The following is a 12,813-nucleotide window of genomic DNA, read 5'->3' on the forward strand; positions in this document are numbered from 1 at the left end:
AATGCAAATTTTTGCTTATTTTAGTGGGGCGAATGGTTTTCAATTGCAGGCCGATTGCTGATTCTCAAGTAAGACTTATCTGACAGAAAGCGCTGACAGCAATATCAGAATCCCGCGTCTTTTTTCCATGTTGCAGATTAGATAGATTCTCCTACATTGCCCAGCCTGCAAAACAGGCTCAACCGCCCCTCATAGACCAATTGCCGGAGTGAATCATTATGTCGTCAGCCAACCCCCAAACCACCTTCGACCCGCTACCCGGCATGGGTGCCATCCCGCATGCACATGGGGTGGCTTTCCGCGTGTGGGCACCGCATGCAGATCAAGTGTCAGTCATAGGCTCGTTTAACGATTGGCAGGCGACATCAGATGCCTGTGTACATGAAGAAAACGGTTACTGGTATGCCGACCTCTCCCATGCAAAACCGGGTGACGAATATAAATTCCATATCATCAACGGCGAGCAGCAACTGCAACGCATAGACCCTTACGCCAAGATCGTGACCAACTCGGTGGGCAGCGGCGTGATTCCGCCACTGGATTTATTTGAACTCCCACATAGCCCCTTCAAGATGCCAGCCTGGAATGACCTGGTGATTTATGAAATGCATATCGGCACTTTTAACGCAAAAGAAGGCCAGGTCGGTAATTTTGATAGCGCCATCGAGCGCCTGCCGCACTTAAAAGCCTTGGGCATCAATGCCGTTGAACTGATGCCGATCGCTGAATTTGCCGGCGATTATTCCTGGGGCTATAACCCGGCGCACCCGTATGCGATTGAAAGCGCTTACGGTGGCGCAGAAGGTTTCAAGCGATTTTTAGCCGCTGCACATGAGGCAGGCATCGCTGTGATCGTCGATGTGGTTTACAACCACTTTGGCCCTTCTGACATCAGCCTGTGGCAGTTTGACGGCTGGAGCGAAGATAACAAAGGCGGTATCTACTTTTACAACGACTGGCGCTCTACTACGCCATGGGGGGATACCCGCCCGGATTATGGACGCGGCGAAGTCCGCCAGTATATTTTTGATAACGCCATGATGTGGCTGGGCGACTATCAGGCCGATGGCTTGCGTTACGATATGACCCTGTATATCCGCAGTGTAGAAGCCGATGCGCAGGACCTGATCGCAGAAGGCTTCAGCTTGTTGCAATGGATCAACAGTGAAGTGCAGATCCGCCACCCCGGCAAGATCACCATTGCCGAAGACCTGCAAAATAGCCCGGAACTCACCCTGAATAAAGAACACGGCGGCGCCAATTTCAGCAGCCAGTGGGATGCCGGCTTTGTGCACCCAATCCGTGAAGTGCTGATCGAGATGGATGACGCCAACCGCTCCATGGCTGTCGTGCGTGACGCCCTACTCAACCAGTATAATCAGGATGCCTTCCAGCGCGTCGTCTACACCGAGTCACACGACGAAGTCGCCAACGGCAAACAACGCCTGGTGTCAGAGATAGACCCCAGCGAACACCCCAACCGCTACGCGATCAAGCGCTCCAGCCTGGGGGCCGCCCTGGTACTCACTGCCCCCGGCATCCCCATGCTACTGCAAGGCCAGGAGTTCCTGCGCGACCAGTGGTTCCGCGATGACCGCCCTATCGACTGGCAGCGCGCTGAAGAATATGCCGATATCACCACCATGTATCGCGACCTTATCCATTTACGCCTGAACCGGTCCGGGCAATCCGCCGGCCTGAGTGGTCAACATACCGCGGTTCACCATGTGAACGACACCGACAAACTCATCGCCATGCACCGCTGGAAAGAAGGTGGTGCCGGAGATGATGTCGTCGTCGTCTTCAACTTCGCCGAAGGCCGCAAAGAAAACTACGTCATCGGCCTGCCGCAAGGCGGGGATTGGAAATTGCGCTTCAACAGCGATGCTGGCCTGTATAACGAAGAAATGGATGAAACCCCTTCAGGCGACATCACCGCCAATGAAGAGGGTTTGGATGGCTATGCATTTTCAGCGCCAGTCACCATAGGCGCTTATGCGTGCCTGATTTATACGCAGGATAAATAATTGCGCGTATAAAACAACCTGCCAACGGCTTTGCTGTGAGCAGGTTGTTCCGTTTTTAAGAGTGGATTCTATTGATTGCCCAAACTTTGCGCGTAGTGAACGACTCCAACCTACAATAGCTCACGCAAAAGCTATTTCTAAAGCAAAATCGATTTATCAGGAGAAACCACCATGACCGCAGAATTAAAAGAAGCCAAACTCGAAGCGCATTTAGAGGCCGTGGAGAAACACAAAGCCTTGCTTGAAAAACTGCATTTAAATGGCAATCAGCATCTGGATGAAGTCAACAACTCGTTGCAACAACTGACGCTGACTTTGGAAGAATACCTCAAGATTATCGGCATCCCCTAGAGCATGATTTCGCAGGCGTTGACTTACCGGATCCCCGGATCTGACTAAGCGCCTCCGGTGTATCCGCTTGCGCTCTATCCTGTCGCCTCTAAAGCTGACACACCTCAAGCGGCAAGCACTGCAAACATGCGCTGGTTATTCCTACAGGGTTATCCGTGACTTGCCTATAATGGTTTGTCAGCAAACCTCCTAATATCAATGCTCTAAAAACATGGGTTAGGAGAAGTAAAATGGCGGTCACTACGGACAACAGTAAAACCACGGACAAAAAAGCAACGACTGACACAGACAAAAGTAGTGCGGCGGGTGCGGATGCTCTGGACAAGCAAAATACTTCGGCAAAAATTGAGGATCTAGAACAATATAAATCCGACGCGACTGGCCAGGCGCTACGCTCAAACCAAGGCGTTAAAATCTCCGATGACAAGAATTCGCTACGTGCAGGTGCACGCGGCCCCACCTTGCTGGAAGACTTTTTACTGCGCGAAAAAATCACCCATTTTGACCACGAGCGTATCCCGGAACGTATCGTGCATGCCAGAGGCGTTGCCGCGCATGGTTATTTTGAATCGTATGCCAATCACGCCAAGCTCTCAAAGGCGGGCTTTCTCAGTGAAAAAGGCAAACAGACGCCGGTATTTGTCAGGTTTTCCACCGTGCAAGGGCCCAGAGGCTCCGCCGATACCGTGCGTGATGTGCGCGGTTTTGCCATCAAGTTTTATACCGACGAAGGTAATTTTGACCTGGTCGGCAATAATATCCCGGTGTTTTTTATCCAGGATGCGATTAAATTCCCGGACTTTGTACACTCGGTAAAACCTGAGCCGCACAACGAAGTCCCCACCGGCGGCTCGGCGCATGATACGTTTTGGGACTTTGTCTCCTTGCAATCCGAAGCTTCACATGCGGTGATCTGGGCGATGTCAGATCGCGCCATCCCCAAAAGCCTGCGCACGGTGCAGGGTTTTGGCGTGCACACCTTCAGGCTGATCAATGATGAAGGCGCCTCCAAATTTGTTAAATTCATCTGGACACCCAAGCAAGGCGTGCTGTCGCTGGTGTGGGACGAAGCGCAAAAACTGGCCGGCAAAGACCCGGATTTTCACCGGCGCGATTTAGGCAATGCGATTGAACAAGGCAACTATCCCGAGTGGGAATTTGGCGTGCAGATCGTGGATGAAAAAGACGAGCACAACTTCGATTTCGATATTCTAGACCCGACCAAAATCATCCCCGAAGAACTGGTGCCCATTACACCACTAGGCAAATTGGTGCTGAATCGCAACCCGGATAATTTCTTTGCCGAAACTGAACAAGTGGCTTTTTGCCCTGGCCATATCGTGCCCGGTATCGATTTCAGTAACGACCCTTTGCTGCAAGGCCGCTTATTCTCATATACCGATACCCAACTCAGCCGGCTGGGCGGGCCTAATTTCCATGAGATCCCGATCAACAAACCTGTATGCCCTTTTCACAATAACCAGCGTGATGCCATCCACCGCACCACCATCAACAAAGGCCAGGCTTCTTATGAACCTAATTCCATCGATGGCGGCTGGCCAAAAGAAACACCGCCTGCTGCCAAAGATGGCGGTTTTGAAAGCTATTACGAACGCATTGATGCGCATAAGATCCGCGAACGGTCAGCGTCATTCAGCGACCATTTTTCGCAACCTCGCCTGTTCTACAATAGCCTGAGTGATCATGAAAAAACGCACGTGGTGAACGCCTACAGTTTTGAGTTAGGCAAAGTGCAGCGCAAATTTATCCGCGAGCGGGTGGTGAACGAGATACTGTCTAACATCGATTTAGACCTCGCCGGAAAAGTGGCAGCCAATCTGGGTATCACACCGCCAACCAAACAAACCGTGGCAGTCCCAGATAGTAAACTGAAAGCTTCACCTGCCCTTAGCCAGCAAAATCTTTTGCCTGACGATGTAAAAGGCAAAAAAATCGCCATTCTTGCCTTTGCCGGGATTTCGGATGAGCAGTTGCAAGCCACGCAGTCTTTTGCCGAAAAACATGCCATCAGCGTGATGTTGCTGGGTGAAAACTCCGCGCCCATCAAATCACGCAATCAGACATTGATAGAGGTCGATGGCTCCATCAAAGGCGAGCCCTCGGTAGCATTTGATGCCGTGATCGTGCTGGATGGTGATGACATCAGCCAGCAGGTGTTAAAGAACGGTGCGGCGATCCACTTTTTGTATGAATCCTACAAACACCTCAAAGCTATCGTGCTCAATGGCGATGCCGCAACACTGCTGAATGACCTGCCGCTCAAAGAAGATGCCGGCCTGGTCAGTGGCGACGCATTTTCTGCATTAGAAAGTAAATTGCTGACTGCATTGAAAGCGCATCGCACCTGGGATAGAGAAGCATTGGCAGAGAGCATTCCAGCCTAAATTTTGACTGTTTAATCGTAGGAAAAAACCCGCGCATGGCTTTACCAAAGGCGGGTTTTCTTTTGCTTAGCATCGGTGAAATAGCGTGTGATGTCAGAAATACATGCATCAGCCTGAGCTATGCCCTGCACTTGAATGATCCAATCACAAAGCCAACCAGCAAGTTTTATCATGCGGCCATGCTAAACTCGCCGCACCTTCTCAATAAATAAAACCCATGATTCAATACAACCCAAAAGACTGGATTATCTTCATCTTCCGCTTTCACGAATCGGATACCTTTCGCAAACTGACGCCGATGATGATACTGATAGGCTTGTATGCAGGTGGTATTGCCTATCTGGAACTAGAGTATTGGAAACTGGCTGACACCAGTCACGTGAAAAACCTTTCCCTGATCCACACTACCGTTGGTTTTGTGTTGTCATTATTGCTGGCTTACCGCACCAACACCGCTTATGACCGCTGGTGGGAAGGCCGAAAACTATGGGGAGCGCTGGTGAACAATAGCCGCAACCTGGCAATTAAACTGTCGGCTTATTTATCTGACGAAGAAGACCTGGATTTCTTCAGAAAAATCATCCCGACCTATGCTTCTGTGCTTTCCAAACATCTGATGAATGAAGAAGTCAGCAAAATGCTGTTTGAAGGTCTGGATTTAGAGATAGACCACCACGAGCATCACCCCAACCAGATTGCTCAGAAGTTGTTTCAAAAAGCGAATGAGCTGTATATCGCGGGCAAAATCAGCGGCGACCAGTTTTTTATCATTAATGAAGAGCTGAAGTCATTTACCGATATCTGCGGCGCTTGCGAACGCATCAAAAATACGCCCATCCCCTACTCTTACAGCGCGTTTATCAAGAAATTTATTTTCTTCTATGTGATGACCTTGCCGTTTGGGTTTGTGTTCAACCTTGGCTACTACGTGGTACCTGTAGTGGTATTTATTTTTTATGTGCTAGCCAGCCTGGAACTGATTGCCGAAGAAATCGAAGACCCGTTTGGCAGTGACTTGAATGACTTACCGACACCCAAACTGGCAGCCAATATCAAAAAACATGTGGAAGAGTTGCTATAAATCAATCTGTCAGCAGCAGATATGAAAAAGCCGCGCATCGCGGCTTTTTTTGCTTCAAGGTCATCAAACAAAACTATGCGTCAGAGACTTTATCCGGGTCAGGCACCAGGTTTTCATTAAGCGGGTCATCCTTGTGCAAGCGATGATCATTGTGGGTACGCTTGATAATATCCGGATCAATCGAGTCTGGCACAGCCGGGTCAGCATCCTCTTTATTCAGGTGAGTGGATGGATCGATCGCATTATCAATGATTTCTTCAATCAGGTTTTTTGAATCTGTTGTCATGTTATTTCCTTTTATATATTTGTTGCCAGCGCTTAGTCGTGTTACTTAGTTAGCGCTCACTCCAGTATCTTGCACTCGCCAGCCATAGGCGCATCAGCCAAGTCACCCAGGCCTTTACATTGCAGTTTTACGTTTTGTCCCGGCTTCAGTTCAAACGCTTTTTCCCTATCGGCCACAATAAAAGCAAACTGCGGTTCTTTAGTCGGGTCAACGCCACCTTTCAGGCTAACGTAAGGCTCGTTGATCGAATTCTTTTGCACATCGACTATCGTGCCGCTCACATTAAAAGTAATGTCCTTGAATTTGTTATCCGCGGCCACCGCGTTATCAGCATATTCTTTAGCAATATCGCTGGCAGTTGTTTCTAATGGCGGCTGCTCGGCAACGATTTTGTTATCTGAAGTTGTTTCCTGCTCTGGTGGCCGTTCACAGCCGATTAAGCTCACCGCCATCAACCCCACTGAAATACCATAAAACCATGTGTGTGATTTTTTCATTATTCTCTCCATTATTTAACGCTTTGCAGCGTTTGATCATTAATGAACAGCCGCTTCCGCTTCATAGATATTGCGCATGTGTTTCACCAGATTATGATTGCGCTTCACGCCTTCCACCTGACGTAAAATCAGCGCTCTCACATCCGCTGGCAGCTCTTGCTCCAACGCTTTACGGTAGGCGGCCAAGGCGACATCTTCACCACGTTCAGTCTCGTTCAATACCGCCAGGTTGTCGTTGCTGGTCAGGGCGGTTTTAATATCGATCCAGCGTCGGTGCAGAATGCCGCCGATAGTAGTGGAATCCACCGGTTCGCCACCCAAGGCACGCACCTGGTCCTGTAATTCACGCACGCAGGCGCTGACCTCTTTCGAGCGACGCAAGAAAAAGTCTTTTAAGCGCGCGTCATCTGCGTTTTTTGCCGAGCTGAGAAAACCTTCTTCGCCATCTTTAGATGTTTCGATCAGGTCATTCAACACAGTAATGACATCGTTGTGATCTATCATTTCAATCTCCGGATTCAAATTAGCTTTATGAGTGGATCAAGTATGCCCATCCCGGCACCAGGCTTGCATAGGACATCGCTTAAAAAGCTGTAAGATTCCACCTTCGAAATCAGCCGACTGCGCCTGTATTTTCTGGGCGAGAATTCCTAAAATAAAAAGACCCAAAGCGTTTACTTTGGGTCTTTTCTATCCTCTGTCATCGATGGTGACTCCTCATGAGTCAGCCGCTATCGCTAGTGCGTAGGTGTCTTGGTCCAGTCTTCCATGGCCTCGTCACCTGGTCTATCCACCACTACTTTGCCATCCTCAATGCCGGTCACCCAGCTGGTTGGAATATAGTGGTGCTGGCCTTGGTCATCCTTCTTCAGTTTGATGCAATCGCTCCCTTCCATATGATCCACGGTAGCAAAGTGGCCACCCTGCGAACAGACAACTGGCATTTCTGGAATAATTTGATTGGTATTCATAGCATTCTCCTTTAATCACACATTTGACTACTTTTGATATTACATGGTGGTGGTATTACGAGTGAACCGCAGCTTCTGCATCAAAAACATCGCGTAACTGTTTCACAAGATCATGGTTGCGCTTCACGCCGTCCAACTGACGGATGACAATCGCTCTGATAGGTTGTGGCAAGCCAACTTCCAAAGCATCGCGATAAGCCGCCAATGCGACATCCTCCCCACGCTCAGTCTCATTCAAGACAGCTAAATTATCATTCGCAGTCAACGCGGTTTTAAGGTCTATCCAGCGTCTGTGCAAAGTACCGCCTATCGAAGTCGCGTTCACTGGTACGCCGCCTAACGAAGTCACCAAGGTTTGCAATTCACGCACGCTTTCACCTACTTCTTTTGAGCGACGCAGGAAAAAGTCTTTCAAGCGCTTATCATCCACATGCTCCGCCGAACTGCGGAATCCCTCTTCGCCATCCTTTGAGGTTTCGATTAATTCATTCAAGATGGCAATCACATCATTGTTATCAACCATTGCTAGTCTCCTGAATCAGATTTAAACAATAAGAGATGAAAGTATGGGCGATGCCAACAACGCCTTCCATCAGCGTTTGCTTAAAAAGCTGTAGGAATTCTCTTTGCGGTTAATATGTCTGAATTGTTCAGGCAGTGAAATACTTAGAAATCACAACGATAGGAATCATCATGGAAGCTTCATTACACACACTCAATAACCTGTTCGCCCAACTCGGCTTGCCAAACAGTGATGAAGAAATCGACAGCTTCATCCAAACACATAGCCACTTAGCAGGCTATATCTCACTGGCTGACGCAACCTACTGGACACCAGCGCAAGCAGCATTTTTGCGGGAAGAGATTTTGAAAGATGCGGATTGGGCAGAAGTGATAGATCAGTTGAATGCCAGGTTGCACAAACAATAAATTAGCATGCATTGTTAGCGATTTTTTCAGTGGTCGGTAATGAACTAATACGGTTGAACACCCAACAAATGAGAGTCTTTAGCAGCAGGTGAAGCCGTTATTTTTACTCACCTGCATTACCCTGGCGCACATGTTCAGGCGCCACATTGAAAATAGGCTCAAACGTAATTTTCTAACAGCTGATTTATAAGCGCGACCGATTAACCATGAGAATGAATCATCACAACACATGAACAAGCATCACAATCGTAGTCTCCCGATACACAACAATAAAAATTTCGTCACGCGTGAGCATGTAAGGGCTTATTTTCATAAAACTGCGGATGTGTATGAATCGTTATTTCAGGTGTTAAAGAGCGACGAAGCTTATTACGTAAAGCCTAATCCTTTAAGACATCCGCTTATTTTTTATTACGGCCATACCAATACTTTTCTAATCAACAAGCTCATCCTGGCAGGTTTGATCTCGCAACGTGTCAATGCGCAATTTGAATCGATGTTTGCGGTCGGTGTCGATGAAATGGGCTGGGATGATGTGAACGAGAGCCACTACAGCTGGCCGACTCCCGCAGAGGTGAAGGCGTATCGTGCGAGCGTGCGTCAGGTGGTAGATGAGCTGATCAGCACCCTGCCGTTTAATTTGCCGATTGACTGGGATAGCCCGTGGTGGCCTATTCTGATGGGGATTGAGCACGAGCGGATTCATCTGGAGACCAGCTCGGTATTGATCCGGCAACACGCGCTGCAGTATGTGCAATCAGACCCGGCCTGGGCACCGTGCCAGACACAAAGCGACCCTGCGCCGCTCAATAGCCTGGTAGGCATTCCGGCCAGGGATGTACAGCTCACTAAATCGACTGATCATTACGGCTGGGATAATGAATACGGTCAGTTTAAAACGCATAGTCCTGCTTTTCAGGCCGCCAGATACCTGACGTCGAATGCTGAATTTTTAAGCTTTTTGCAAGCTGGCGGTTATCAAAAAGATGAATACTGGCTAGAAGAAGGTCTGGCCTGGCGGCGGTATACGCAAGCCAAACATCCAGCATTCTGGGTCACCCATGGGGAATCCTGGAAACTGCGGTTAATGACGGAAGAGGTCAACATGCCATGGAGCTGGCCAGTTGAAGTCAACTACCACGAAGCAAAAGCCTACTGCAATTGGCATTCTGCACAAACGGGCAAAACAGTACGTATGCCCACCGAGCATGAATGGGTGAGCCTGTATGAACATGCTGGCTTGTCAGATGAAAAGGTCGCGGGTAGCATGAATGCCAACCTTTTCCTTGACCATTTTGCGTCGTCCTGCCCGGTGGATCAGTTTGCACACGGCGAGTTGTTTGATGTAGTGGGCAATGTCTGGCAATGGACTGAAACGCCCATTTTTCCATTTGATGGTTTTCAAGTGCATCCTTTATACGATGATTTCACGACCCCTACCTTTGATGGCCGCCATAATTTAATCAAAGGTGGCTCATGGATTTCGACAGGCAACGAGGCGCTCAAAAGCGCCCGTTATGCGTTCAGGCGCCATTTTTTCCAACATGCAGGATTCCGCTATATTGTGACTGATACCCCGGTTGAAGAAAATGCCTCGCACTATGAGTCAGACAAACTGCTTTCCGAGTATGCCGAATTTCATTATGGGGATAGCTATTATGGCGTGCCGAACTTTCCTCAAGCACTCAGCGAGTATGCGATACAACACTTGCAATCCAAACCAGCCGCAAAGGCACTGGATTTAGGCTGTGCGACCGGACGCGCGACGTTCGAATTAGCCAAACATTTTGATCACGTGACCGGCATTGATTTTTCTGCGCGCTTCATCGGCCTGGCTCTCAAGTTAGCGCAGCAAGGTGTGTTGCGTTACACCATGGTCTCCGAAGGTGATCTGGTCAACTATCAGGAACGCAGCCTGAATGCGCTTGAGTTAAATGCGCTGGTGGATAAGGTAGCGTTTTGGCAAGGCGACGCTTGCAACCTAAAGCCACAATTTACCGGCTATGACTTTATTCTCGCGGCAAACTTGATTGACAGACTGTATAGCCCGCGTCAATTTTTGAGTAGCATTCATGAACGTCTGAATATTGGCGGTGTGCTGATGATCACCTCCCCTTATACCTGGCAGGAAGAACACACGCCGCGCGAGGAGTGGATAGGCGGGTATAAAAAAGATGGTGAAAATGTGACTACGCTAGACGGGCTGAAAGCCATACTGGGCCAGCACTTCACACTGATGCAGCCTCCCGTTGATATCCCGTTTGTGATCCGTGAGACAAACCACAAGTTTCAGCATACGCTGTCCGAAGTGACACTTTGGGAGCGTATCAGTTGACCAGCTTGTTTGATCACCCTATTGCACGCGAGCATACTCAGTCATTGAAATATGATGGCAGAGCAGCCATTTTCGGCACGGATGACGTGATGCCGATGTGGGTAGCCGATATGGACTTCGCGGTGCCCGCAGCCATCACCAAAGCGCTGCAAACCCGCGCTGATCATCCGATTTTTGGCTATTCGATGGCGCCCGAAAGCCTGTATGAAGCGCTCATGGACTGGCTGCTTGCCACCCATGACTGGCAAGTGAAACGTGAGTGGATTGTGCTGACGCCGGGTGTCGTGCCTTCGTTAAATCTGGTGGTGGCCGCATTAACTGCCGAACAGGCAGGCGTGATTGTGCAGCCACCTGTTTATTTTCCTTTTTTCTCTGCAGTCACCAACCAGAATCGTCGTTTGATTGAAAACCCGCTGCTGTTAAAAAATGATGGCAATCTTTCTTACCAAATGGATATGACCCAGCTGGAGGAATACGCAAAAGATGCACAGATGTTGCTGCTTTGCTCGCCGCATAATCCAGTTGGCCGCGTGTGGCAAAAAGACGAGCTACGTGCCTTGCTGGCCATCGCTGAAAAGCACGATCTGACCATTTTAAGCGACGAGATTCATGCCGATCTGGTATACAGCGATGCGCAGCATATCCCTTTAAGCCGGTTGAGCATGGATACTGACTCATCCTCAGAAGCCTCTCACCGCATCATCACGGCTGTTTCACCCAGTAAAACCTTTAACATCCCAGGCCTGGGGCTTTCAGTCCTGATCATCCCAAATGAGGCACACAGGCGCGCCATTCAAACCCATCTGCAAAAGATGGGCGTTTCCGTGACCAATCCATTCAATCTTGTCGCGTTTGAAGCCGCCTATCGCGAAGGGGGTGAATGGCTAAGTGCTTTAATGGCGTATTTGCAAGACACGCGGGATGAGGCCTTCGCGTTCATTAACATGCATATGCCAACAATCGGTGTCATTTGCCCGCAAGCCACCTATTTGCTGTGGTTAGACTGCCGTCAACTACAGCTTGATGATGCCGCGTTGAATCGTTTTTTTATTGAAGAAGCCAAGTTAGGTTTATCCCCCGGTGCCATGTTTGGCCAGGGTGGCGAGGGCTTTATGCGCATGAATATCGGCACCCCAAAAGCCAATGTGATGGATGCGCTCTCGCGATTAAAAGCAGCTTTAACTACTCAATCTATTTAGCTTATTCAGAGGTCTATATGATGCACATTCGATTGTTCATAGCAGGCATGTTGATCTGTTGCATGGCGCATGCCAACACGCTGGAAGAAGCCAAACAAAAGCTAGCGCAAAAAGATTACGCCGCAGCGCACGCTATTTATTTATCGCTGGCGAATCAAAACGATGCGAAAGCCTGCTACAACCTGGGCCTGATGTACCACGACGGCGACGGCGTGAAACAGAATATGGACGAAGCCGTAAAATGGTATACAAAATCGGCCGAGTTAAATTACAAAGAGGCGCAATACATGTTGGCCTCTCTGGTGTTCCGGCGTGAGATTCAGAGTATAAGCTATGAAAGGGCCGCGCAATATTATCAACAGGCTGCAGAACTAGGGCACGTAAAGTCACAGCTGAATTTAGGCATGCTGTATTTTAGTGGGGATGTGATCCCGCAAGACTTAGCGGCGTCGTTTAAATGGTTAAACCTGGCTGCCAGCAACAACAATAGTGAAGCCCAGGGCTACATGGCCAATATCTACAGGCAAGGGATAGGCGTAGAAAAAGACACCGTCAAAGCCGCCATGTGGTTAATGCTGGCCACGCAAAACGAAGATAAGCACCTGGTAAACCGGCATACGAACATGCTTAATTACACACTAGCGCAAATGAGTCCTGAGCAGGTTGCCTCCGCAACGCAATTGGCCGCACAGTGCAAAAACAAACAACTCAAAGAGTGTTAACTCACTGCC

At 49.1% G+C, this 12,813-nt stretch carries 14 protein-coding genes; 8 read left to right on the forward strand and 6 right to left on the reverse strand.

Features of this window, described 5'->3' with window-relative positions; all coding sequences use genetic code 11:
* Positions 1 to 218 precede the first annotated feature (218 nt).
* The 3 genes from ACTS9Y_RS05160 to katE all read left to right on the forward strand — a co-directional run bounded on the left by ACTS9Y_RS05160 (position 219) and on the right by katE (position 4,783).
* Positions 219 to 2,027: an alpha-amylase family glycosyl hydrolase gene (locus tag ACTS9Y_RS05160; RefSeq protein WP_442584908.1), complete on the forward strand. Its 1,809-nt coding sequence runs from the start codon at positions 219 to 221 to the stop codon at positions 2,025 to 2,027.
* 171 nt (positions 2,028 to 2,198) lie between these two features.
* Positions 2,199 to 2,378, forward strand: a complete 180-nt coding sequence (locus ACTS9Y_RS05165) for a hypothetical protein (RefSeq protein WP_442584909.1) — start codon at positions 2,199 to 2,201, stop codon at positions 2,376 to 2,378.
* Between the two features lie 230 nt (positions 2,379 to 2,608).
* Positions 2,609 to 4,783, forward strand: coding sequence for a catalase HPII (katE, locus tag ACTS9Y_RS05170; protein WP_442584910.1), 2,175 nt, complete (start codon positions 2,609 to 2,611; stop codon positions 4,781 to 4,783).
* A gap of 41 nt (positions 4,784 to 4,824) precedes the next feature.
* Here the strand turns inward: katE and ACTS9Y_RS05175 are convergent, their stop codons facing one another.
* On the reverse strand, positions 4,825 to 4,956 hold the full coding sequence (locus ACTS9Y_RS05175; RefSeq protein WP_442584911.1) for a hypothetical protein: 132 nt from the start codon (positions 4,954 to 4,956) through the stop codon (positions 4,825 to 4,827).
* Between the two features lie 44 nt (positions 4,957 to 5,000).
* On the opposite strand from ACTS9Y_RS05175, the gene ACTS9Y_RS05180 reads away from it, so the two are divergent.
* Positions 5,001 to 5,864: a bestrophin family protein gene (locus ACTS9Y_RS05180; RefSeq protein ID WP_442584912.1), complete on the forward strand. Its 864-nt coding sequence runs from the start codon at positions 5,001 to 5,003 to the stop codon at positions 5,862 to 5,864.
* 73 nt (positions 5,865 to 5,937) lie between these two features.
* Here ACTS9Y_RS05180 and ACTS9Y_RS05185 read toward each other — a convergent pair whose 3' ends face one another.
* The 5 genes from ACTS9Y_RS05185 to ACTS9Y_RS05205 form a co-directional block, all read right to left on the reverse strand.
* Positions 5,938 to 6,150, reverse strand: a complete 213-nt coding sequence (locus ACTS9Y_RS05185; protein WP_442584913.1) for a hypothetical protein — start codon at positions 6,148 to 6,150, stop codon at positions 5,938 to 5,940.
* Positions 6,151 to 6,206: 56 nt separating this feature from the next.
* Entirely contained in the window at positions 6,207 to 6,647 is a 441-nt protein-coding gene (locus ACTS9Y_RS05190) for an OB-fold protein (RefSeq protein WP_442584914.1), read from the reverse strand.
* 39 nt (positions 6,648 to 6,686) lie between these two features.
* A complete protein-coding gene (locus ACTS9Y_RS05195) occupies positions 6,687 to 7,151 on the reverse strand; it encodes a PA2169 family four-helix-bundle protein (protein ID WP_442584915.1) in 465 nt (154 codons plus the stop codon).
* 233 nt (positions 7,152 to 7,384) lie between these two features.
* Positions 7,385 to 7,618 carry a DUF2171 domain-containing protein gene (locus tag ACTS9Y_RS05200; protein ID WP_442584916.1) on the reverse strand — a complete coding sequence of 78 codons (234 nt, stop codon included), beginning with the start codon at positions 7,616 to 7,618 and terminating at the stop codon, positions 7,385 to 7,387.
* A 55-nt stretch (positions 7,619 to 7,673) separates the two neighbouring features.
* The gene (locus ACTS9Y_RS05205; protein WP_442584917.1) at positions 7,674 to 8,141 is read right to left on the reverse strand and encodes a PA2169 family four-helix-bundle protein; all 468 of its coding nucleotides are present in this window, start codon (positions 8,139 to 8,141) and stop codon (positions 7,674 to 7,676) included.
* A 170-nt stretch (positions 8,142 to 8,311) separates the two neighbouring features.
* Between ACTS9Y_RS05205 and ACTS9Y_RS05210 the strand changes: the two genes are divergently transcribed.
* From ACTS9Y_RS05210 to ACTS9Y_RS05225, 4 genes are all read left to right on the forward strand, one after another.
* Positions 8,312 to 8,548: a DUF2789 domain-containing protein gene (locus ACTS9Y_RS05210; RefSeq protein ID WP_442584918.1), complete on the forward strand. Its 237-nt coding sequence runs from the start codon at positions 8,312 to 8,314 to the stop codon at positions 8,546 to 8,548.
* 229 nt (positions 8,549 to 8,777) lie between these two features.
* Positions 8,778 to 10,883: a 5-histidylcysteine sulfoxide synthase gene (gene ovoA / locus ACTS9Y_RS05215; RefSeq protein WP_442584919.1), complete on the forward strand. Its 2,106-nt coding sequence runs from the start codon at positions 8,778 to 8,780 to the stop codon at positions 10,881 to 10,883.
* Positions 10,880 to 12,082 (forward strand): MalY/PatB family protein, encoded by a 1,203-nt coding sequence (locus tag ACTS9Y_RS05220; RefSeq protein WP_442584920.1) that lies wholly within the window; start codon positions 10,880 to 10,882, stop codon positions 12,080 to 12,082. Before ovoA ends, ACTS9Y_RS05220 begins: the two co-directional genes overlap by 4 nt.
* 47 nt (positions 12,083 to 12,129) lie before the next feature.
* Positions 12,130 to 12,804 (forward strand): tetratricopeptide repeat protein, encoded by a 675-nt coding sequence (locus tag ACTS9Y_RS05225; RefSeq protein WP_442584921.1) that lies wholly within the window; start codon positions 12,130 to 12,132, stop codon positions 12,802 to 12,804.
* Positions 12,805 to 12,813: the final 9 nt, after the last annotated feature.

Source organism: Methylophilus sp. (genome assembly GCF_052173275.1).
GTDB lineage: Bacteria > Pseudomonadota > Gammaproteobacteria > Burkholderiales > Methylophilaceae > Methylophilus.